General features: G+C 60.4%; 20 protein-coding genes and 3 pseudogenes. 9 read left to right on the top strand and 14 right to left on the bottom strand.

Annotated elements, in window-relative coordinates; translation table 11 throughout:
• Positions 1-281 precede the first annotated feature (281 nt).
• The 4 genes from AC0L2Z_RS18455 (at position 282) to ydiK (ending at position 3,220) form a co-directional block, all read left to right on the top strand.
• A complete protein-coding gene (locus AC0L2Z_RS18455) occupies positions 282-479 on the top strand; it encodes an aspartate-alanine antiporter-like transporter (protein WP_287171649.1) in 198 nt (65 codons plus the stop codon).
• A gap of 129 nt (positions 480-608) precedes the next feature.
• Entirely contained in the window at positions 609-914 is a 306-nt protein-coding gene (locus AC0L2Z_RS18450) for a potassium channel family protein (protein WP_353842969.1), read from the top strand.
• Positions 886-1,974: a calcium/proton exchanger gene (cax, locus tag AC0L2Z_RS18445; RefSeq protein ID WP_128177060.1), complete on the top strand. Its 1,089-nt coding sequence runs from the start codon at positions 886-888 to the stop codon at positions 1,972-1,974. Before AC0L2Z_RS18450 ends, cax begins: the two co-directional genes overlap by 29 nt.
• Positions 1,975-2,119: 145 nt before the next feature.
• Positions 2,120-3,220 (top strand): AI-2E family transporter YdiK, encoded by a 1,101-nt coding sequence (gene ydiK, locus AC0L2Z_RS18440; protein ID WP_473628957.1) that lies wholly within the window; start codon positions 2,120-2,122, stop codon positions 3,218-3,220.
• Between the two features lie 90 nt (positions 3,221-3,310).
• On the opposite strand, the gene AC0L2Z_RS18435 is transcribed toward ydiK, so the two are convergent.
• From AC0L2Z_RS18435 to AC0L2Z_RS18420, 4 genes and pseudogenes are all read right to left on the bottom strand, one after another.
• A complete protein-coding gene (locus AC0L2Z_RS18435; protein WP_473628956.1) occupies positions 3,311-3,964 on the bottom strand; it encodes a VIT1/CCC1 transporter family protein in 654 nt (217 codons plus the stop codon).
• Between the two features lie 270 nt (positions 3,965-4,234).
• Positions 4,235-4,414: pseudogene (locus tag AC0L2Z_RS18430) on the bottom strand (protein-S-isoprenylcysteine O-methyltransferase); the annotation flags it as partial.
• 73 nt (positions 4,415-4,487) lie between these two features.
• Positions 4,488-5,159 carry a hypothetical protein gene (locus tag AC0L2Z_RS18425; RefSeq protein ID WP_287238931.1) on the bottom strand — a complete coding sequence of 224 codons (672 nt, stop codon included), beginning with the start codon at positions 5,157-5,159 and terminating at the stop codon, positions 4,488-4,490.
• Positions 5,160-5,307: 148 nt separating this feature from the next.
• On the bottom strand, positions 5,308-5,454 hold the full coding sequence (locus tag AC0L2Z_RS18420; RefSeq protein WP_077380058.1) for an ABC transporter: 147 nt from the start codon (positions 5,452-5,454) through the stop codon (positions 5,308-5,310).
• Positions 5,455-5,674: 220 nt separating this feature from the next.
• Between AC0L2Z_RS18420 and AC0L2Z_RS18415 the strand changes: the two are divergent.
• The 3 genes and pseudogenes from AC0L2Z_RS18415 (at position 5,675) to AC0L2Z_RS18405 (ending at position 8,881) form a co-directional block, all read left to right on the top strand.
• A pseudogene (locus tag AC0L2Z_RS18415) lies at positions 5,675-6,372 on the top strand (IS6 family transposase).
• Between the two features lie 392 nt (positions 6,373-6,764).
• Positions 6,765-7,172 carry an SAM domain-containing protein gene (locus tag AC0L2Z_RS18410; RefSeq protein ID WP_128178099.1) on the top strand — a complete coding sequence of 136 codons (408 nt, stop codon included), beginning with the start codon at positions 6,765-6,767 and terminating at the stop codon, positions 7,170-7,172.
• A 65-nt stretch (positions 7,173-7,237) separates the two neighbouring features.
• Positions 7,238-8,881 (top strand): SulP family inorganic anion transporter, encoded by a 1,644-nt coding sequence (locus tag AC0L2Z_RS18405; protein WP_287171583.1) that lies wholly within the window; start codon positions 7,238-7,240, stop codon positions 8,879-8,881.
• 1,109 nt (positions 8,882-9,990) lie between these two features.
• Here AC0L2Z_RS18405 and AC0L2Z_RS18400 read toward each other — a convergent pair.
• The 3 genes from AC0L2Z_RS18400 to AC0L2Z_RS18390 all read right to left on the bottom strand — a co-directional run bounded on the left by AC0L2Z_RS18400 (position 9,991) and on the right by AC0L2Z_RS18390 (position 12,144).
• Positions 9,991-10,200, bottom strand: coding sequence for a hypothetical protein (locus AC0L2Z_RS18400; protein WP_023799928.1), 210 nt, complete (start codon positions 10,198-10,200; stop codon positions 9,991-9,993).
• Positions 10,201-10,215: 15 nt separating this feature from the next.
• On the bottom strand, positions 10,216-10,506 hold the full coding sequence (locus AC0L2Z_RS18395; protein ID WP_287375384.1) for a hypothetical protein: 291 nt from the start codon (positions 10,504-10,506) through the stop codon (positions 10,216-10,218).
• Between the two features lie 87 nt (positions 10,507-10,593).
• On the bottom strand, positions 10,594-12,144 hold the full coding sequence (locus tag AC0L2Z_RS18390; protein WP_473628955.1) for a CYTH and CHAD domain-containing protein: 1,551 nt from the start codon (positions 12,142-12,144) through the stop codon (positions 10,594-10,596).
• A gap of 90 nt (positions 12,145-12,234) precedes the next feature.
• On the opposite strand from AC0L2Z_RS18390, the gene AC0L2Z_RS18385 reads away from it, so the two are divergent.
• On the top strand, positions 12,235-13,914 hold the full coding sequence (locus AC0L2Z_RS18385; RefSeq protein WP_473535087.1) for a SulP family inorganic anion transporter: 1,680 nt from the start codon (positions 12,235-12,237) through the stop codon (positions 13,912-13,914).
• 72 nt (positions 13,915-13,986) lie between these two features.
• Positions 13,987-14,820 (top strand): polyphosphate kinase 2, encoded by an 834-nt coding sequence (gene ppk2 / locus AC0L2Z_RS18380; protein WP_128178101.1) that lies wholly within the window; start codon positions 13,987-13,989, stop codon positions 14,818-14,820.
• A 37-nt stretch (positions 14,821-14,857) separates the two neighbouring features.
• Here ppk2 and AC0L2Z_RS18375 read toward each other — a convergent pair whose 3' ends face one another.
• The 7 genes and pseudogenes from AC0L2Z_RS18375 to AC0L2Z_RS18345 form a co-directional block, all read right to left on the bottom strand.
• Positions 14,858-15,334 carry a histidine kinase gene (locus AC0L2Z_RS18375; RefSeq protein WP_473628954.1) on the bottom strand — a complete coding sequence of 159 codons (477 nt, stop codon included), beginning with the start codon at positions 15,332-15,334 and terminating at the stop codon, positions 14,858-14,860.
• A 275-nt stretch (positions 15,335-15,609) separates the two neighbouring features.
• A complete protein-coding gene (locus AC0L2Z_RS18370; RefSeq protein ID WP_128178091.1) occupies positions 15,610-16,119 on the bottom strand; it encodes a BA14K family protein in 510 nt (169 codons plus the stop codon).
• A 247-nt stretch (positions 16,120-16,366) separates the two neighbouring features.
• Positions 16,367-16,607, bottom strand: a pseudogene (locus AC0L2Z_RS18365) (calcium/proton exchanger); the annotation flags it as partial.
• Positions 16,608-16,871: 264 nt separating this feature from the next.
• Entirely contained in the window at positions 16,872-17,186 is a 315-nt protein-coding gene (locus AC0L2Z_RS18360) for a DUF6665 family protein (protein WP_128174437.1), read from the bottom strand.
• A gap of 31 nt (positions 17,187-17,217) precedes the next feature.
• The gene (locus tag AC0L2Z_RS18355) at positions 17,218-19,101 is read right to left on the bottom strand and encodes an ABC transporter ATP-binding protein (RefSeq protein WP_128174435.1); all 1,884 of its coding nucleotides are present in this window, start codon (positions 19,099-19,101) and stop codon (positions 17,218-17,220) included.
• A 25-nt stretch (positions 19,102-19,126) separates the two neighbouring features.
• Entirely contained in the window at positions 19,127-21,001 is a 1,875-nt protein-coding gene (locus AC0L2Z_RS18350; RefSeq protein ID WP_473628978.1) for an ABC transporter ATP-binding protein, read from the bottom strand.
• On the bottom strand, positions 20,985-21,455 hold the full coding sequence (locus AC0L2Z_RS18345) for a hypothetical protein (protein ID WP_287120850.1): 471 nt from the start codon (positions 21,453-21,455) through the stop codon (positions 20,985-20,987). The genes AC0L2Z_RS18350 and AC0L2Z_RS18345 overlap by 17 nt, the downstream gene beginning before the upstream one ends.
• Between the last annotated feature and the right edge of the window lie 303 nt (positions 21,456-21,758).

The following is a 21,758-nucleotide window of genomic DNA, read 5'->3' as shown; positions in this document are numbered from 1 at the left end:
CCGCTTGTTCTAGTATTGAACCTGCAACAGGAGGGTATCGTGGTAGAATGGGTTTGTAAGCACGCTTCGCAGCTGTCCTGAAATCTTGACCTTCATGTCTCTAGCCATTTGCTATTATTTCTGCCCCTTTATGGATGAAGATCTCGGCCTAGGAGCGGTAACAGCGACCCCCATTGCAGCCGTCATCGTTAGCCAGCTTGGGATCACGATTTCTCCGTCGCTGAGGGCGCTGCTGGCAGGACTGGTTGTCGGGCATCTGCGTATGCGCTTCCCTCTCTTCGGTGGGGCCGGGACTGTACCTCGGGCACTACCTGCTCCGTTTGAACCCCATACTGCTCCTCGGGGGACTGGCTGGGGCGCAGACCATGACCGCCGGCATGGCGGCGGTGCAGGACCGCTCGGGTAGTCCGGTTGCCGTCCTTGGCTATACGCCGGCGGTTCCGATCGGCCATATCCTGCTCACAACTGGGGGACGGTGATCGTGGGCGTGATGGCGAACTGAAATCCGACCTGAGAAAGGGACTTCGGTGGCAGTAGGATTACCCGGCAAGCCCCGATCGCGGCAGTTGAGACGCAGCTTCTTTTATGCGCTCGTGCAGCAGCTTCGCGTGGTCTGGCCGATCTTCTCCGGCATCCTTCTCGCCATGGCGGGATGCGGGCTGATCATCGGGCGTATTGAAAATTGGCGCGTCGACGAAGCTCTGTACTTCACCTTCGTGACCGGTCTTACGATCGGCTACGGCGATTTCTCGCCGCAGCACCTTCTGACGAGGTTACTGGCGATAGCAATCGGTTTTGCCGGCATAGTGATGACAGGCCTCATTGCGGCGGTCGCCGTGCAGGCGCTGAGGGCGGCTGACCGCAATCTCCTGAACGAGGCTGGAAATGGGCCCCTTGATCAAAGAGATCCGTAGCAACGTCGTTCTCTGGCTTTTGGCGTTTGTTCCGGTGGTATTCGTCGTCCGGCAATTGGAGCCGGAAGCGCACACGCTGCTCTTTGTGCTCTCTGTGCTGGCGATTGTACCGCTGGCCACCTTGCTGAGCGCGGCTACCGAGTCGGTCGCGTCCAAGACGGGCGATACGGTCGGCGGGCTGCTGAATGCCACGTTGGGAAACCTGACGGAACTGGTCATTGCGCTGGCTGCGTTGCAAGCCGGCCAGTACACGTTGGTGAAGGCTTCTATCGCCGGAGCAATCGTCGCCAATACTCTGTTCATGTTGGGCGCCTCGTTCCTGCTAGGCGGTATCAAGTATCATGTGCAGGAGTACAACAGGGTCAGCGCCAGGCTGCAAACCAGCCTGCTGTTCCTCGCTACGATCGCGATGGTGACCCCGTCCATGGTGGCGCAAGTCGATTCCGTTGCCACGTCCGCGTTCACCCAGCAGTTGAGCGTTGGATTGTCGGTGCTGCTCATCAGCGCCTACGCGATGGGCCTGATCTTCTCACTGAAGACCCATCGAGAACTTTTCAGCGGAACAGCCCATGCGGAAGAAGGCGAAGCGTGGCCGATGGGCCTGGCTCTCGGAACGTTGGCAGCGGTGACAGTGCTTGTTGCTCTGGTAAGCGAAGTGTTCGTCGAGTCGGTGCAGGAGGCTGCGGTGGCGTTCGGCATGACGCCGGCCTTCGTGGGTTTCATCGTCGTTGCGTTGGTAGGCGGTGCTGCCGAGATGGCGGCGGCGTTTGCCGGCGCGCGAAGGGACCGGCTGGACCTGAGCGTGGGCATCGCGCTTGGGGCCGCATCACAGATCGCGCTTTTCGTCGCCCCGATGATGGTACTCCTCAGCTATGTTATCGGCCCCGCTCCGATGGACCTGCTGTTCTGGCCGGGCGCGGTCGTCATGGTGCTTATCGCGACGATCACGGCATTTCTGATGACCAATAGCGGACGTTCCGCATGGTTCGTCGGAGTGCTGCTGCTGATGGTCTATCTGATCTTCGCCATGACGATCTACCTTCTGCCACCGCAAATCTAGGCAGGTAGGCGGGCCGTGGTTCCGTCAGGGCGAATACCATAGGTGAACACCAAGGATGGGCTGACCGCAGGTTTGGGCGCGCCAGGAGCGGACTTGGAGAACATGACGTGAGAAAGATAGGCGAGCGGCGTTGGGAGGGCAGATAATGGATTCGGACGGTTCGCGTCCCCTCGTCCATCCTCGTCAGGATCTCACCCGCGTGACGCTGGCGGTGCTGTTCATCGGCAGTCTTCTCATCGCCAGCATCTGGGTGATGCAGCCGTTTCTGCCGGCGATCGTATGGGCCACGACGTTGGTGCTTGCCACCTGGCCGCTCATGCTCTGGTTGCAGCGCCATACCGGCAACCGCCGCGGCCTTGCCGTCCTGATCATGACGCTGACCTTGCTGCTGCTTGTGATCGTGCCCTTCTGGCTGGCGCTCAGCACGGTCATCGCGAACATCGACAAGGTTGGCGACCTGGTCCGGACTATCCTGTCGATGCGACTGCCACCGCCACCCAGCTGGCTGGAGGGAGTGCCCCTGGTTGGAGCACGCGCTGCCGAAGCATGGCAGAAACTGAACTCGGCGGGCGCTCAGGAACTGGTCCAAAGACTGACCCCTTATGCCGGAACGCTGACCTACTGGTTCGCGTCAGCCACCGGAAATTTGGGTGGCATGTTCATACATTTCCTGCTGACGACCGCGATTGCCGCGATCATGTATTCGGGCGGTGAACGGGCCGCCGCCACCGCAATTCTCTTCGGTCGCCGGCTGGGCGGCGTTCGTGGAGAGACCGCGGTAAAGCTGGCCGGCCAGGCGATCCGAAGTGTGGCCTTAGGCGTAGTGGTTACCGCCGTTGCGCAAAGCGCTGTAGCGGGTATCGGGCTGGCCGTAGCCGGCGTGCCCTATGCCGCCGTGCTCATGGCATTGATCTTCATTTTGTGTCTGATCCAGCTCGGTCCGGTCCTGGTAATGGCTCCGGCAGTGATCTGGATGTATTATTCGGGCGACACGCTTTGGGCGACGGTGTTGCTGGCCTTTACCATCGTCGCCGCGACGATGGATCAATTTATTCGCCCTGTTCTCATCCGCAGAGGCGCCGACTTGCCTATGCTGCTTATCCTGGCCGGGGTCATCGGCGGCCTGGTAGCGTTTGGCATACTGGGCATTTTCATAGGCCCGACGGTTCTGGCGGTCGCCTATACGCTGCTCAATGCGTGGATGGCGGATGGCGATGATAGAGAACCTGCTGGGGAAACGCGATGAAGCCGGCACGCGTTGCTGCTTTTAAGCTAGGCGGCAGCGCCGCGAGCCAAATCGGCTAGTAGGGTGGACTCAATGCGCACGCCCGGCAGTTCACCCTCCAAGCGCTATAGTCGTAACTACCAAGACGCTACCGATTGCCGCCATGGCCAGAGCCATCGGCCAAGGGCTTCTGCCCATATATTTGCCGAGCCGTGCGCCGATCAAAAACAGCATGGCGACGGCTACCGCGTTCGACGCGCGCATCGCCGTCGGCAGATCGTTGATGAAGAGGAACGGCATGCTGGGTGGAAGCGTCGATAGGATGACCAGCAAGCAGATTGAAACTGCAGCTCTGACATCCCGAATGTTCACAATGCGGCGATTGTCGGATGCTGGAAGAGATCTGATGCGCGTGACGATACTTTCGGCGTCGGCCTCGGATGTGACCAGGCGGACGTCCTTCGGCAACTCGGAGAGGAAGACGCGCCGCGCCTCTGCCAGGGGCATCACGCGGATGGCCTCAAAGAAATTTAGGCGCTTCACCCGCTCCACAGCTGTCGTCAAGGCAAACATGACGCCGTCGACAATTCCCCAAGCGAGGTTGCAGCCCAGGGCAGCCATCAGCACGGCCCCCACCTTGTCGCCTTCGCCAACCGCGACGCTCATGGTGCCTGTGAAGGAAAGCGCCATCAATAGTCCGAAAATTACCTCCGACAGACGGTCGATGGGGTCGAGCACGGGTTTAACGGGATCGGGACCGTTCATGGCAGGACAACCGGCACATGACAACACTTGAGCAATCGCACCTTACAGCAAGCGATTTCCGTTTGGAGTCTAATTCCGCTTGCCGAGTTCCCGTGCTTTGGGCAGAGGCGAACGAGTGGCTCCGCTTCAGCATGGTGGCGCGGCGGTGTAGAACCTGTCCCATAGCGCATCCTTTGATTCGGATGGCAATGATGCGCCATTAAAGTCCGGGAGGCCCATGCCGCGCGCGGCCAGGGCGAAGATGATAGCCCCGAGCGCGACCGCCCATCATCTCGCCGTAAAGTCGGCTGACTCGGGGATTCCGGTCGCGACATATAGGCCGGGCAGAATCGCCAGGCCGAAGAGCAGCACGCGCTTGGCCCGGTGCTCGAAAGGATATCGAATCACATACCAGCCGACGATCCCGAACACCCATACGATCTCGCCGACTGAACTCGCTTCCATGCTCAATCTAGCTCACCGGCGCCCTTACGGCAGTATGGACGTCTTGAGGAGCCGCGGCCGCCTCGACATTCTCGATCTGCTAACGGGGGGCCGTTGCGGCGGCGGCATTTCCGGATTCAACCCCCGGCGGGCCGGTATAGCCGATCGCATTCGGCCCGCCATTCATCTGTCGAAGCTTTGTGATGAAATCACGCGGCATAAGCCAGATACCTGGCGTCTTGTAGCCCATGAAGCTTGCGATGTCGGCCACGAAGGCGTTGCAATTGTAGAGCGACGCGTGCCAGAGCGGCGACTTGGCCTGCAGCTTGCGTATATATGCCACGACCCTCCTGTATTCAGGTTCGGTAAGCGGAACTGTCCAGCTCGCCGACCGGTAGGCGATTTCCAGATCGCCGTCGGTCCATCCGGTCGAGGCCGGCACCGGCGCGAGATGGCCGAGCATATAGATATTGGGATCGTTGGATTTCGGCGCGAGCCCGGCGACTTCGGCATTGATCATCTTTCCCGATTTGTCCATGCGCCCGAAAATCACGAAGGAGTGCCCGTATGTATAGGCGTAGCGGGAGCGGAACTCGATGAAGTACCGGCCTTCTGCTGAATTCACCGTGCTCGTCGGCGCCCCGGCAGCCGCTAGGGTCCGATCATCGGACGTGAAATTCAGTTGAGGTTTATCCTGCGATTGTGATTGGCATGATGCCGCCGCGAGCGCGAGCAGGGCCACGGACAGCGAACGGCCACTTACAAGCGTCATTTCATTCCCGAACTCCGAGAGCGCAGATCAAAAGCGGGTCCTGCCCGCCACTGCCGACCTCACGACCGAGCCGAAGAGTCGCCCGATCCGGATTGCTGGCTGATGGGGAAAGGCCAGCGGCCCTTTCCCCATCCCGACCTAGGCCGGTTTACTTGTACACGGGCGCCGGTGCAGGCTCTTCGACGACGACAGGCGGCGGAGCCTTCCCCTTCCCTTTGCCGATGTCCATATTTGCGCAGCCGCTTAGGCTGGCGACGGCGAGCGCCGCGACCACTGCGATTAGAATCCTGCTCATCACATATTCCCCTCGGGCGAATCGGTTCAAGCTACAACACGCAAACTAACGGGGGACTACACCGCAGCTAGTGCAGGAAAGACACACCTAGCCAGTTTAACTGTCGGTTGATGGTTGGGAGAGGCATTCTGTCGGGTTCCGTTGCAAAATTGGGCTGTGTTGCAAAGCTTTCGGTACCAGGCGCATGGCATGGCCTCTGGTGTTTCGCCGGAGAGTTCAGATGTTCAAGGGCCGCCATTTCGACTAGTCCGTCATTCTGTTTGCGTTCGCTGGTATCTGGCCTACGGCTTGAGCCTTCGCGAATTGAAGGAAATGATGGCCGAGCGCGGCATCAGTATCGATCATTCGACGATCCACCGCTGGGTCGTTCACTTCTCGCCCTTGCTGCTGAAACGCTTCAATCGGCGCAAGCGTGCCGTCGGCGGAAGGTGGCATATCGACGAAACCTATATCAAGGTTCGCGGCCGCTGGATGTATCTCTATCGCGCCATCGACAGCGTCGGCGACACCGTCGAGTTCTGGTTCAGCGAGCATCGTGATCTGCCGGCGGCCAAACGCTTCCTGCGCAAGGCGTTGCAGCGTCATGGCCACCCCGAGCGCATCGTCAACGACGGCAGCCAGACGAATCGCGAGGCGATCCTTTCCTGTGACGCGGAAAGCCGGCTGCGGGATCGGTCGCGGCGGCAGCTCAAGCCGATCCGCATCCGAAAGAGCCAGTACCTCAACAACCGCATCGAGCAGGATCACCGGCGCATCAACTGTCGTGTGCGGCCTATGCTCGGTTTCAAACTTGGCAAGCGCTATCGCCACGCTGGGCGGGATCGAGATGATCCACATGATGCGAAAACGACAGGCGAGGTACGCCTTCAATCCAAATCCGCTATCGCCGAGCAATTCGAAATCATCGCCGTCGCGTGAGGCTGGGGTCGTTCCCAGAGTTTCTATTGCCAGACGACAATTTTGCAACGGAACCGTTCAGATCATTGCTGCACCCTCACCACGGGCGCCATTGCCGCGCGAGCGGCTTAGTCCAAGGGTCAATTCTTCCGGTCTGCGGAAAGGAAGGACGCGCCATTTCTTGACATTGCCAGCGCTTCTCCGAAGCTGACCTTCCCCGAGGCAAGAGCATGGGCAAGTCCTGACCTCAGAGCAGGCATCCTTTCGAGAAGCGATGCTCGTCGTCAGGCCACCCGTTCCACGCCGATATCTCCGTTTCAGCGGCCTCTTCCAAAGAGATTCCGCCTACTCCATCGATTTGGGATATAGTTGGGAGAACAGGGCAGCCCCCGCAGCCGAAAAGGAGAAGGGGCGTGGATATCGCGAAATGGCTACGGAGCCTCGGCCTGCAGCAATACGAGCAGGCTTTTCGCGACAACGACATTGAAGCTGAAACGCTTCCCCAGCTCACGGCCGACGATCTCGTGCTCGCCGCTATCGCCGTCCTGCGCGCGAATTCGGATACAGCGGCCACCTCGACCACGCGATCCCTGGCGGCGATCTCAGGGACAGCCCCGCCGCTTCCAGAGGCTGAGCGGCGGCAGCTAACGGTCATGTTCGTTGACGTCGTCGGCTCGACGGCACTCGCAGGCCGCCTAGATCCGGAGGACATGCGCGAGATCATCGGAACCTACCATCGCTGCGTCGCCAGACTGAACCGAAATTCCTGGAGTAGGATACAGTTAAGTACCTTCCTTGCCGAGGAGTTACACCCTAGCTAGACTAGGTTGAGAACCATAACTGACATCGGCAAGGTCGCTCGATTGTTGAGCGCTGGCAAAGCGGCGTGAAAAAGCCCTCGATTGTTGCAATCCAACGCCTCGACGTGGTCGCAGGCCTGACGGCCTCAGCCGTCGTCCTGCCAAAGGCGATGGCCTACGCGACGGTTGCGGGCCTGCCGGTGAGTGTCGGACTTTACACGGCCTTCGTGCCGATGATCGTCTACGCGTTGCTTGGCACATCGCGCGTCCTGAGTGTAAGCTCTACGACCACCCTTGCGATCCTCGCTGGGACACAGCTCGGGCTCGCAGTTCCGGACGGTGATCCGGATAAACTGATCACGGCAACTGCGACGCTCACCGCGCTGACCGGAGCCCTGCTGATCGGGGCCTCAGTGCTTCGCCTCGGGTTCGTCGCCAATTTCATTTCGTCTCCCGTTCTGACCGGCTTCAAGGCCGGTATCGGTCTTGTGATCGTACTCGATCAGGTGCCGAAGCTGCTCGGCGTGCACATTGCGAAGGAAGGCTTCCTCCGCGACATTCTGAGTGTGGCGCACCATTTACCCAACACGTCGCTGCTCACTTTGACCATCGCCATCGCGGCAATACTGGCGCTGTTGGCTATAGAGCGGCTCTGGCCCCATTCGCCGGCTCCCCTCGTAGCGGTGAGCGCGGGGATTGGGCTCTCATGGTTCGTCGGTTTGGATTCTCTGGGCGTCGCGATTGTGGGGTTCATCCCACAGTCGCTCCCTTCGATCACCCTGCCGACTCTCAGCCTCGTCCAGCAACTCTTGCCGGGCGCGCTCGGCATCGCATTGATGAGCTTCACTGAATCGATCGCCGCCGGGCGAGCCTTCGCCGCCCCCGCCGAGCCGCTCATCAAGGCCGACCGCGAGCTTCTTGCAACAGGGGCCGCCAACTTGGCGGGTGCGTTGTTCGGCGCCATGCCGGCGGGCGGTGGTACTTCCCAGACTGCCGTGGTCCGCGCGGTCGGAGGACAAACGCAGAAGGCATCTCTCGTCACGGCCTGTGCCGCGGCGGCCACCATGCTGCTCCTCGCCCCGCTGCTCAGCCTGTTGCCTCAGGCTGTGCTGGCGGCAATCGTGATCGTCTACTCGATCGGACTGATCAAGCCGGCCGAGTTCGTGTCGATCCGCAAGGTACGGCGAATGGAGTTTCGATGGGCGCTGGCGGCCTTCCTTGGCGTACTTGCCTTCGGCACGCTGCAGGGCATCGTCGTGGCGATCGTTCTGTCGCTCGTTGGCTTGGCCAGTCAGTCGGCCAACCCAAATGTCTACGTGATCGGCCGCAAGCGGGGCACCGACGTAGTCCGTCCGTTGTCACCCGAGCACCCGGACGATGAGACATTCGAGGGCCTGCTTATCCTCCGGCCGGAGGGACGGCTCTTCTTCGCCAATGCCCAACGGGTCGCGGATCAGATCCAGGCCCTGGTCGTCGAGCACAAGCCGCGCGTCCTCGCGCTCGACATGAGCCGGGTCTTCGACATCGAGTATTCCGCCCTCCAGATGATAATGGAGGGTGAACGCCGCATAACCGAGCAAGGAATGACGTGTTGGATAGTGGCGCTGAACCCCAGCGTACTCGAATACATCCGGGCCTCTGGCTTCGCCGATCGACTAGGACCCGAGCGTCTATTCTCCAGCGTACGGGGAGCCATCCAGCACTATATGACGAGTTTCAATCAAAACTAGGCACCCATTGGCGCTCGGTCGTGAGCCACCTCTCGGTGGGCGTGAATATGACTGGGGATCCTGCCGTGAAGAGCGGTCGGATGGAACTTCGCTGATCATCCCATGTACTCTGTCAGGCGCGAGACAAGGCAGCATTGGCTTGGCTCGAAGGAAGGCACGTACGAACACCGGGCATTCAGCCGGCCACAGCCGGTGTCCTAGCTGAGATAGTAGGTCAAAAGAATAAGACTACATTCCTCAAAGATCAGTGTTGCAAGTCATATGCTTGACCCGTCGATCGTAGTTGCTCAAGTGTTTTTCCTGCGCAACTTCCCGACCCGTCTCCGCCCACCGGATCGGCCTTGCCGCTTACAGTTATGGTGCCGGCCTGCCTGTCTGGCGAAATATAGACGGCAACCCCGTCTTGGCCAATTGTGGACAAATAGAAAGCACGATGCAGGCCGCTAACCTCGCAATGTACTAAGAAAGGAAAGTCATCAAATGATCCCTCGCTGGCATGCGCGATGGCCGCTAACTGCGACAACGCAGTGGCGGCGAAAGTTGCTCTTATGACCATACCACGCGCCTTCACGCGAGGATTCCGCCAAGACGCGACATATGCCATTTGATTGGACCCCACTTTGCTCGCCGTTATTTTTGATGCCGGTTGTGACGGTGGTGTGGACAACCACGCTATTCCCACATCTGCTCTATGAGTGGCTCTTCGAAAACCAAGTTTCGCGCATAAAGTGTCATCTGGCAAGTTTAGGCTTAGCGCAGAAGTCCGTCACCCAACTAAGGACTCAGACCGGCACTTCACCCTTACACAGCCAGACGGGCGGATGCGGACCCGAGCGCCACCAACTTCTTACTGAGGGGCGGCGCGCCGACGTTCTTTGGATTCTGTGTTGCGTGCGTGTATCTTGTGGTCCTGCCCAGGGTCAACGACAGGAGGGTCATACGACTGACGGCAAGACCATGCGGGCTCTTCGATTTGTCGGGTATCAGAAGCCCTTTGAGTTTTGCGACGTACCAATTCCGGAGGCTGGGCCAGGCTCTGTACGCGGGTGGAGATCACCGGGAAGAATGCGCCGTTCATAAGATGGCACGGGACGCGGCCAGTGAATTAGTCACTGAACTGGTTCAAGGTTTCGCAACCCGTCGCTGACTAGCTGCAGCGTGGCGATCAGGCGCTTGTATTCCTCGATGATATCAGTCGAGAAATGCGCGAGTTGGACTGCATCGCCCCAATGGTGTGACGCTTCCCACGCAATCATGTCGCGGCAAAGCTCAATCTGTTGCTCGCGGATTGCTATTCGGTCGGCATTGGTTGGACGCAAGCGCCATGCTCCCGATCAAGAGCCGCCGGCTACGCGCTCGGCTATTGCGAACGCCTGCAGGTTCTTGACCTTGCCGTGGTCCTGATCGGCGGTTGCAATAATCGAGAAGAACGCCGCGCAGGCGATATCCTTCTTTGACGCGTTCGGATGCGCTTTCATTGCCGCCTTGGTCAATTGCTTGGGCGTCATGTCTGGCGTCACGACCCGCATCAGGGTGTCGGCAATAGCCTGCATCTCGCCCGCTTCCACAGCAAAACTCCACTTGGCGACGCCAAGCATATTAGCAGGATTGCGGGGAAACGCCATCAACCAAAGTTTGGTCTGTCAAGTATACAATCGCCGCGTCTTCCGGAGGCCAAAGCCGGGCCAGCGATCTCCATGCAGCGGGGCCGGTCACTTCCAGAAGGGGCGGGTCTCGTCGAGGCTTCCCCACAAGGTTTTTGCGCCAGCCCAGCCAAATTCGGCGCGCGCCTGACTCGCTCCGATCACCCATCCGATGGCGCGTTGCGCGGCCGGATCGCCGGCGCCGGGCGCTTCCGCTCCCGTCAACATGGCTCTGGCGACCGCCGCGTCGTTCAGGTCGCCGAAGACCGCCTGAAGTTTCTTCAATTGCTTCAGGAACGGTTCAGCACGTTTCGCCGGGTACAAGGGAGAGAAGAACTCAACCGCATAGCGCAGCTTCTTTAGTTGCTTGCGCAACTCGTGGCGCTGCTCCACATCGAGAGTCTCCAGTCCACGTGCGTGCTTGCTAACTTTCTTCCAGCGCTTGCTGAGTGCCATGCCAGCCAACTCGACGACCGGCGCTGCAAGCCGCTCGGTCTGGCCAAAATCTTGAGGAACGAGCCAGCCGCGCGCCTCCACGAAACGCGCCAGGTCGATCAGGAACGCCTGCACGCGCGCGTCGGGGAGAACCTTGCGAAGGTGATCGCGCAGTCCCCCCGCCTGCTTCGAGAGAGCATCGGCAAGCGGCGGCAGACCCGGTTCATCCGCGTGGGCCTCGGCCTCCCGCCGTACGATATTGTTCGCCACCATATCGATATCCCTGAGACGCCCGACCTCCTGGCCAAACCAGCGGGCTTCCATGCTGAGCCGCGTCATTTCCGGGCTCTTCAGAACGGAAGCGCAGACAGAGAACGCGCTTCGCAATCGGCGCAGGCCGATCCGCAACTGGTGCGGCCCTTCGGGATCGTCCAGCTCCCGGATCACCACGACATTCGTGGCGACCTGATCGAGGCACTCGCGAAGGACGTCGCGTGCCGCCTGCTCGGCGATCTGAGCCCGATCGAGTGCAACGTCCTCGGCATTGCGGGGCGCGAGCGGCGGGTCGATCCATCCCTGTTCCGCGAGCAGATAGCCGCGCGCCGCCTTGGAAAGGCGGGAGAACCTCAGGCCCCCCTCAGGAAACAGTAGATGTGCAATGTCGAACAATCCGCCGGGGCTGCCCTCGATGATTTCGATCTCGAGTTCACGCAACTCGGCCGAGCGCCCCCCGGCGTGGATTTCGCCGATGTCTATTGCCAGTTCCGCACGCGTGCCGTCCTCAAGGGACAACTCGCTGGCGGAACGCCTGATCACGGTCTCGCAGACGAACTCAAGCGGCGCGCCGTTCACGCGGCGAACGACCTCCTCTCGGACCGCTGCGTCCGGAATCGCTTCGAGACACAGCCGCCCGCCCGGAGCCGGGTTCTCCACCTCGCCAACCTGCGACAGACCGCCATGCAGCTCTGGCTTGGTCTTAACGGTCTGTATCCAACGCCGCCCGTCGCGCCGGAGTCTGAGCGCAATTCCTGCCTTCTTCAGCGCATGATCAGGGGTGTCGAGATAGATGCTTTTGAGCGTCCTGGTTTTCGGGCGGCCAGTAACCAGCTTCAACGCCTTCGCGCGCACGCCCAGTTGGCTCGACGTCAGTTCGTCGAGGAGAAATTTTAGCTCGATCTCGCTCATGGCCGAGTGTTGTAGTGTTGTCAGGCCCGGTGCAAGATTATAGAGTAGCTTAAGCTATAAAATAGTTATGCCAGCTAAGGATTCAACCCGGTGGGCTTGCGCCTTCCCGTGCTTACGAGCCTTTCCGGTTATCAACCGGGCTGGGTGCGGAGCGATGTCTCTGCCGGGCTTGCAGTTGCCGCGGTTGGGCTTCCCAGTGCTATCGCCTATCCTGCGATAGCGGGCCTGCCGCCTGAGACCGGCATCTACGCGAGCATCGCGCCGCTGGTTGCCTACGCGATCTTTGGCCCCTCGCGTCAGCTCATAGTCGGTCCGGACGCGGCTACGATGACGGTGCTTGCGGCGGTTTTGGTCGCGGTTACCGCGACCGTGCCAATCGGGCTCGAAGTGGACCGAACTGCGATCGCAGCAATCCTCGCGCTTGGCGTCGGTTTGTTTTGCCTGGCGGCGTGGGTGCTTCGGCTCGGCGTTCTTGCAACCTTCCTGTCGCGTCCCATCCTGACGGGGTTCTTCATCGGCATCTCGCTTTCGATCCTGATCGGCCAAATCGGTCGCTTCACCGGAGTCAAGATCGAGGCGGAAGGCCTGCTCGCACCAGTCCTCGAACTTCTGCGCAAGGCCGGATCGATACATTGGCCGTCTCTTCTGCTGGCCTTGGGGATGTTCGGTTTGTTGCAGATCGCGCGGGCCATGCGTTTTCCGGTTCCCGGGCCAGTGCTGGTCGTGGTCCTCTCCGTAGTGCTTTCGGCCGTTTTCGACTTTGAAGGACGCGGCATCGCCATAGTCGGCGATATTCCGACAGGGTTGCCCTCGTTGTCGTTGCCAGCGATCGCTGACCTTCCGATCCAGACATTGGCCCTCGGCGCCGCGGCGATCTTCCTCGTGAGCTACGGCGCCGGCATCATTACGGCCCGCAGCTTTGGGGCAATAGGCGGCTACCCGGTCGATCCAAACCGCGAACTCATCGGATTTGGCGCTGCGAACATAGGGGCGGGCCTTTTCGGCGCCTTCCCGGTGACGGCCTCCGACTCGCGCACGGCGGTCAACCTTACCGTTGGCGGACGCTCGCAGGTGACGAGCATCGTGGCTGCCGCGACCCTGATCGCGACACTGCTGTTTCTCGGTCCGACCCTAAGGATTATCCCGATCCCTGCGCTCGGGGCGATTCTTGCGGCTACTGCAATCAGCCTGATAGATCTCGCCGCCCTTAGGCAGATTTGGCGCATCAGCCGCATGGAGTTCGTCTTCGCCCTCATTGCGATGTGGGGTCCGATCGGTCTGGGCGTCCTTAACGGGGTTGTCATCGCGATCGGCGCGACGCTGGTCTATGTTTTGCGCAAGCTGATGTTTCCCCGCGACGCTATGCTCGGCCGTGTTCCAGGCCATGACGGTTTCTACAAACTGCATCGAACGCCCGAGGCCCGTCAGGTACCCGGCCTCGCCGTATGCCTCATTCAAGGCAGCCTGCTGTTCTTCAACACCGACTACGTCGCATCGCGGCTGCGGTCCATTGCCGAGGAATTGCCGGCCGACACACGCTGGCTGCTGATTGATGCAAGTGCAATTTCCCAGATCGACAGCTCGGCAGCGGCGATGCTGGAGGAGCTATGTGACGAATTGCGCAATCGCGGGATCAGGCTTGGCGTAGCCGAGCTTCACGCCGAAGCGCGCGATATCCTTGTTCGCGCCGGCGTGATCGAGCGCATTGGCTCCGACATGGTCTTCGACATTCTCGAAGAGGCGTATCATGCGTTCGAGGCCCAAGCGTGACAGTTCAGGGACTGTCCTGCTGTCACCCAACTGTCATTTTAATGGCTGCGTGCCAGTGGAGTGGAGGAAGACATGAGTAAGAAGAATAGAGACAGGGCGGCGGCTACGATATCCGAACCGGCGGAGGAAGCGAAATCGGGAGGAAAAAAATATGCGAAGGAACTCGCCCGGTTGCATGTCGAGCTTGCCCACCTTCAGGCCTGGGTGAAGAAGTCTGGTGCCCGCATCGCGATCATTTTCGAGGGCCGTGACGCCGCCGGGAAAGGCGGCGTGATCAAGCGCCTGACCGAGCGGGTCAGCCCACGAGTGTTCCGCGTCGTCGCCCTGCCGGCTCCGACCGATCGAGAGAAGACCCAGATCTACATGCAGCGCTACATCCAGCACCTGCCCGCCGGAGGCGAAATCGTGATATTCGACCGCTCCTGGTACAACCGTCCTGGCGTCGAACGCGTCATGGGTTTCTGCAGCGACAAGCAGGCGCGGCGCTTTCTCGAACAGGCACCGACGTTTGAAACCGCCCTGGTCGAAAGCGGCATAACGCTGCTCAAATACTTCCTCGATGTGAGTGAGGAAGAACAGGAGCGGCGTTTCCGACAGCGGGCCGACGACCCCCTTCGACAGTGGAAACTGAGCCCGATGGATGTCGAATCGTACAACCGCTGGTGGGATTACACCCGCGCTTACGACGAGATGATCCGTGCAACAGACACAAGGCATGCGCCCTGGTGGATTGTGCCGTCAAACGACAAGAAGCGCGCGCGCATCAACTGCATTTCGCACATTCTGAGCTCCATCCCCTATGAGCGCGTCGAGTTCGAAAAACCTAACTTCAGCAAACGCCAGAAGCGGCCCGACAACTTCGTGGACGATGCAACTCCGCGCAACGTGGTGCCGAACGTGCTTTGACCCAGCTATACACGCAGTTCAGAACCATTACCGGTTCCTATTTGGTTTCGTGCTCCCAATTTAAGAAGAAGCCGACGTCGCCAGGGATTCCGCCGGGGAAGTTAATAATCATGGCCTTAAGCTTGTAACCCTGCGGCTTCGCATTCTTCTGGTAGCGCTCATAGAACTGCTTGGCCTTGCCCTGGAGCGTTTCGGGCCATTGCGGATCAGCGCTGTTGATGGCTCGGCCGCTGTCAGTGCAAAGGGCCGACGGAAAACTATATACTAGTGCTTCGTACTTGCCGTTCTTGACAGCGTTCATCACCAGGCGGCGGACCATCGCGATTTCATTCTCGTTCACCTGGTCCTTGAGGAAACTTTCTGTGAACTTCGTGAGCTCCTGATTTTTTTTCGCCCGCAGCTTTTCCTGCTTGTCTGCCTCCGCCATCTGCTCCTCTAGGAGAGCCATTCGCAGTTGCTCAGCGCTCGGCGGCGCCGCATTTATGTCTAAAGCTGTGTCTTTGATGTTGGCCATTTTCTCCTCCACTCGAAACCGTTCGAGAATAGAACACAGAGGCAGATCGACGTCTTGCCAATCTCGTTCGTTGGGCTCAATTCATGCCCACCCAACCGCAAGACGTAAATCAGCAGGGTAGTCGACTGAGGCAGGCTGCCAGCCGCACGTTGAAGGGATCGGCCGCCGCGGCAAGGAGTCTTGTCTTCGCAGTCCAGCTACCATTCCATGATGCCATGTGGGCACATCAAGGTCAAATTCGCGATAGGCGGTAGAATGTGTCGCGACAGGTCGCGCTAGTAGCAATTACCGGAATCGGCTTCCCGGGGCGAGCATGGGCGATAGGACCTGTTTGAGTGATACCCATTGCCATAATACCGGTCGCCATAATACCGGTTGCGGTAATACCGGTCGCGGTAATACGGTTCGCCATAATAGGATCCGCCATAATAGGCTCCGCCATAATAAGGTCTGCCATAATAAGGTCTGCCGTAATAAGGATCGCCGTAGAAGCCGCTTCGGTAATACCCGCCGTAGTAGCCGTTGTTGTTGGCGATCATGCTGCCGAGCAGCGCTCCAGCGACAAATGCGCCGGCGGGAAACCAAAAGTCGTTGTGCCTATGGTATCCCGGACGATAGTGGCGATAGCCGCGATAACCCCTGTACCAGCCATCTCGAATTTGGATGACATCGGACTGCGCGCTTTGTGCCCTGGGCACGAAGATCGGTGCGGCATCAACTGGAACAGTGCTTGTAAGTGCAAAAGTGGCGACCAGGGAGGTCGCTATGCCTGACAGGAACCTCATGATCGCGTCCCTCGCTGGTGGCAATGTTTGCCGGATGCGAAACGTCGTCATTAACTGAAAGAATCCAAATTTGTTCCCGAGACCGGCAAATTGTCTCAAGCCGCTCCGAACCTTTGACGGTCAGACAGGCCGCCGTCCCCAGAGCTACGGGCGCCGGCAACATCGATTCGCCTGCGTCCGGATGGGGATCCCCGCCGCCGAAAAACTCCCGATGCGTTTTAAGCGAGAATACCAGACCCAGTGAGTAGATGATCAGTTCGGTGAGGTTGCCCAGCGTCGCATTGAGAAGGCCGCCCACCCGTATCGCCCGTTTTGGTCGCCATCGACTCGGTGGCGTAGCTCAGCAGCGCGGCCAGCGGCACGATCGCCAGCACGGAAAGCACAAAAAGCAGCGTGTGTGCTTCGGGCTCGAGTGCTTGGGCGACGAACACCGCAGGCGCAAAGGCCAACAACCAGAGAACGGGATTGTCACGGATTTCTTTGAGCAAGGGGGGCCATGGATACGATCAGCGAAATACTGTTTGTCTTAGAACGAGCGCTGGCTGGTCCATGGCTTCAACCCCGCCAGCAGGCTTCCGAGCCATCAGTGCTGGTTGCCAAAAATGTCAGCTATCAGGCAGCGAAATGGGCTGATGAAGGGCGGCTTCGGGTCAACTTATTCCGTAGCGCGAGCGAATCTGGACGACTGGAACGGGTCGAAATCGGTATTTATTTCGTCTTCGGTACCAAGCGTCAGATTTCAACACTATTGTCTATTTCGCGCCAAGCCTGGCCAGCACGGCCTTGGGGATGTTGTATTCCCGGATCACTGCGTCGTGCTTGCGCAAGCCGCACAATTCACGCTGGATGAAATAGCCATGGACCGCCTCCGCCGCGTCCCTGAGCAGGCGAGCACGACGTTCGCCATCCTCGCCATGTTCACGCAACCTCGCCAGCGTTTCATCCACCCGCCGGCCGGCGCGGCCGAGCGCCGCCGCCTTTTCGCCGAGGATTTCATGGCCGAGCAGGTCGAGCGCGCTCTCCCGCGCTCCCGACCGTCCGAAATTCGATGGCATTCTCACCGACATGATTCACTCCGTTTTTTGCTGAAATCTGGCCCTACTCCGCCGGCCGCGTCTCCTCCAGCACGCTCTCCTCGTTGAACAGGAAGCCGCCGGACTGCCGCTTCCACAGCCGCGCATAAAGCCCGTCGATAGCGACCAGTTCGTCATGCGTGCCTTGTTCGACGATGCGGCCGCCGTCGAGCACCACCAGGCGATCGAGTGCCGCGATGGTCGACAGCCGGTGCGCGATTGCGATGACCGTCTTGTTCTCCATCAGCCTCGCCAGATTTTCCTGGATGGCCGCCTCGATGTCGGAATCAAGCGCCGACGTTGCCTCGTCGAGTATCAGGATCGGCGCGTCCTTGAGGAAGACGCGGGCGATCGCCACGCGCTGGCGCTGGCCGCCCGACAATTTCACGCCGCGCTCGCCGACAAAGGCCTCATAGCTCTGGCGATCGCGATTGTCGCGCAAGTCGAGGATGAAGTCGTGCGCCTCGGCCTTCTTCGCGGCCGCGATCACCTCGGCGTCGGTTGCTTCCGGCATGCCAAGCTTGATGTTGTCGCGCAAGGAACGGTGGAAAAGCGCGGTATCCTGGCTGACGACGCCGATGTTGGCACGCAGCGAATTCTGCGTCACCTTCGAGACGTCCTGGCCGTCGATGGTGATCTTGCCGCCCTCGAGCTCGTAGAGGCGCAGGATCAGATTGGCCAGCGTCGTCTTGCCGGCGCCGGACGGCCCGACCAGTCCGACCTTCTCGCCCGGCCGCACGACAAGGTCGATGCCGTTGAGCACGCCAAACCCCTTGCCGTAGTGGAACTCGACGTTGTTCACTTCGATCCGGCCGCCGGTCACGACAAGCTCCCTGGCGTCGGGCGCATCGGTCAGGCCGAGCGGCTGCGAGATCAGCGCCTTCGAGTTTTCCAGCACGCCGAGATTCCGCAGGATGCTGTTGAGCTGCATCATCAGCCGGCCGAGCAGCATGTTGAGCCGCAACACCAGGGACAGCGTGAAGGCGACGGCGCCGACGGTGATCGAGCCTTCGATCCAGAGATAGACGGCAAAACAGGCGATCGCGGTGATCATGATCCCCGACAGCGTCGTCAGCGCCATGCGCACGCCGGTCAGCCTGCGGGTGAACGGGCGCAGCGCATCGAGATAGATGTTGAAGCCGCTCCTGATGTATCGGTCGTCGCCATCGGCGGAGAACAGCTTCAGCGTCTGCACGTTCGAGTAGGAATCGACAAAGCGGCCGGTGATCATCGAACCGGCCTCTGCGGTTCGTTCGGCATGCTTGCGGATCGCCGGCAGATAGCGCCTGGCCAGCCAGCCGAAGGCGGTGATCCAGATCACCACCAGCGCCGCCAGCCGCAAGTCGAGGCCGGCGACCAGCACCAGCGTCGTCACCGTATAGACGACCATGAACCAGACGACCTCGATGAAGCTTTGCATCAAATCGCCGGTCGCCTGCCCGGCCTGCCAGACTTTTGTTGCGATGCGGCCGGCGAAATCGTTCTGGAAGAAGTTGTAGGACTGGCGCGAGACATGGCGGTGCGCCTGCCAGCGCACCAGATTGTAGAAGCCGGGGGTGATCGTCTGCTCGTCGACCAGCGCCGCCAGGCCTACGACGATGGTGCGGACGACCAGCACCACGGCGGCCATGAAGACAAGTTCGGGACCGGCGGCAGTCCACAGCGCGTCCCAGCTGCGCTCGCCAGGGAGCTGGTCGAGAATGTCGACCAGCCTGCCGACGAAGTAGAACAGCCCAGCCTCGACCAGCGGCGCAATGCCGCCGATGACAAGCATGGCGAAGAAGGCGACCTTCGCCTGGCCGACATAGTGCCAGAGGAAACCGCTGACGCTGACCGGTGGCCGAAGGCTCGCGGGCTCCCTGAACGGATAGACCCAGTTCTCGAACCAGCGATAGACGGCAATCATCATTCTGGTGCCATCATTCTGCGGCCCATCATTCCGCTGCTTGACCCTTCACAATGGCATCGTTGGCGGCCGCACCCTCGTCGAGCAGGAAGCCGCCCGACTGACGCTGCCAAAGCTGCGCATAGAGCCCGCCGCTGGCGACGAGTTGCTCATGCGAACCCTCCTCGATGACGCGGCCCTTGTCCATGACGACGAGCCGGTCCATCGCCGCGATGGTCGAGAGCCTGTGCGCGATGGCGATGACGGTCTTGCCTTGCATGAGCTTGTAAAGGTTCTCCTGGATCGCCGCCTCGGCCTCTGAATCGAGCGCAGACGTCGCCTCGTCGAGGATGAGGATCGGTGCGTCCTTCAGCATGACACGGGCAATCGCGATGCGTTGCCGCTGGCCGCCTGACAATTTGACGCCACGATCGCCGACATGCGCATCGAAACCGGTGCGGCCACTGGCGTCCGAAAGCCTTGCTATGAAATCAAGCTCCTTGGCGCGGCGTGCTGCCTCGACCAGCATCTCGTTGCTGGCGTCCGGTCGGCCATAAAGGATGTTCTCGCGCACTGAGCGATGCAGCAGCGAGGTATCCTGCGTGACCATGGCGATCTGGGCGCGCAGCGAATCCTGCGTCACCGCCGCGATTTCCTGGCCGTCGATCAGGATCTTGCCGCTTTCAAGGTCGTAGAAGCGCAACAGAAGGTTGACCAGCGTCGACTTGCCGGCGCCCGAGCGGCCAACGATGCCGACCTTTTCGCCCGGCTTCACCGTCAGCGACAGGCGTTCGATCATGCCTTTCTGCTTGCCGTAGTGGAAGCGGATGTCTTCGAAACGGATCTCGCCCTTGGTCACGACAATGTCCTTGGCGCCAGGCCTGTCTTCGACGACGCGCGGCAGCGAGATCGAGCTGATGCCGTCCTGCACCGTGCCGATATTCTCGAACAGGGTGGACATCTCCCACATGATCCATTGCGACATGCCCCAGAGCCGAAGCACGAGGCCGATGACCAGGGCGACGGCGCCGATCGTCACCACCTGGCCGAGCCAAAGCCACAGCGAGATCGCAGTGACCGAAAACAACAGCAGTGAGTTGAGGACGTAGAGCAGGCCGTAGAGCTGCGTCACCAACCGCATCGATCGGTAGACCGTATCGAGAAAGCCGGCCATGCCTTCCCGGGCGAAGGACGCCTCGCGCCGCGCATGCGAGAACAGCTTGACCGTCTGGATGTTGGAGTAGCTGTCGACGACGCGGCCGGTCATGGTCGAGCGCGCGTTGGCCTGCTCCTCGCCGACCTTGCCCAACCGCGGGATGAAATAGCGCAGCAGCAAGACATAGCCGGCAAGCCAGACGGCAAGCGGTGCCGCCAGCCGCCAGTCGGCCGAGCCGACAATCAACAGCATGCCGAGGAAATAGACCACGACATAATTGAGCACGTCGATAAGCTTGATGACGCATTCGCGCACGGCGAGCGCCGTCTGCATCAGCTTGGTCGCGATGCGTCCGGCGAACTCGTCCTGGTAGAAGGCCATCGACTGCTTGAGCAGATAGCGATGCACCTGCCAGCGGATACGCATCGGATAGTTGCCCATCAGCGTCTGCTGGTTGAGGAGCGCATGGAACCAGACCGTCGCCGGCAGTGCGAAAACCACGATGAAAGCCATGCCTGCGAGCGTCCAGCCCTCGGTCTGCAGGAATGTCTCGCGATTCTGCACCGACAGCCAGTCGACGATCCGGCCCATGAAGCCGAACATCCACACCTCGGCAAGGGCGATAGCCGTCACCAGCATCGCATCGATTGCGATGTAGAGCCAAGCGCCGCGCGTATAGTGCACGCAGAAGGCGATCAGCGTCTTCGGCGGCTCGACCGGCTCCTCGGCAGGGAACGGATCGAGCCTTGTTTCAAACCAGCGGAACATTGTCTTGGTACTCACATGCTCGTTTTCGCTCTCGCCGCGCGGGAGCGTGTAGCGTCCTGGGAGCGCATGGCGTCATGGGTCGCGTGGCAGCAAGGACCGGCGTCCCGGAATCACCCGGGCCGCCGATCCTGCTTCGCGCAATATAGGATGTCGCGGGCTTTTCGCCGACAGGCTCGTTTGACGATCCTGACAGCGCTGTGTCGACGACCCGGAGTTTCGCGCCGGTTTTTGCGCCAGGGCGGATCAGCCTGATGATCCGGCGCACCAGCGACGGCCGGCTGCGGTCGGGAACCGCGCGCGAGAAATCGACGTCCGGCAGCATGCCGCGATGCGGGCGCCGGCGGGTTTCGGCGTGAACCGCCGACGAGTAGGTTTCGCCGACCAAAAGCGCCCAGGTCGCCATCCTGCGCTCGTGCAGGTTTCTTGAACCGGGAATTTTGCAGGGATCGAACATCGGTCCGTCCTCCATGTGAAAATAGGGAAGAAAATCCGGCCTGTTCGCAGGTGAATGGCCAGCGAAAGGCGGGGGTTGAACAGCGGCGTGCTCAGGCGGGGCGGTCAGCCCCTTCGACAGCTTGAAAAACATCGCAGGATTCCTTCGAAGACCGAAAAAGGGTTTCGGCTAAGAATCGGTGCGATCGAGGTCTAAAAGGTCAGGAGAATCGTCGAACCGAAACCGCCGGCAGGCTGGTAAGCCCACATGAGGGGCGCTGGATGTGCATGATCATCATGAATTACCCCTCCATCGGTTCGGGTT

The sequence above is a fragment of the Mesorhizobium sp. WSM4850 genome (genome assembly GCF_055811735.1).
The sequence above is the reverse complement of the archived record's forward strand: the minus strand, read 5'-3'. Positions and strand labels throughout refer to the sequence as shown.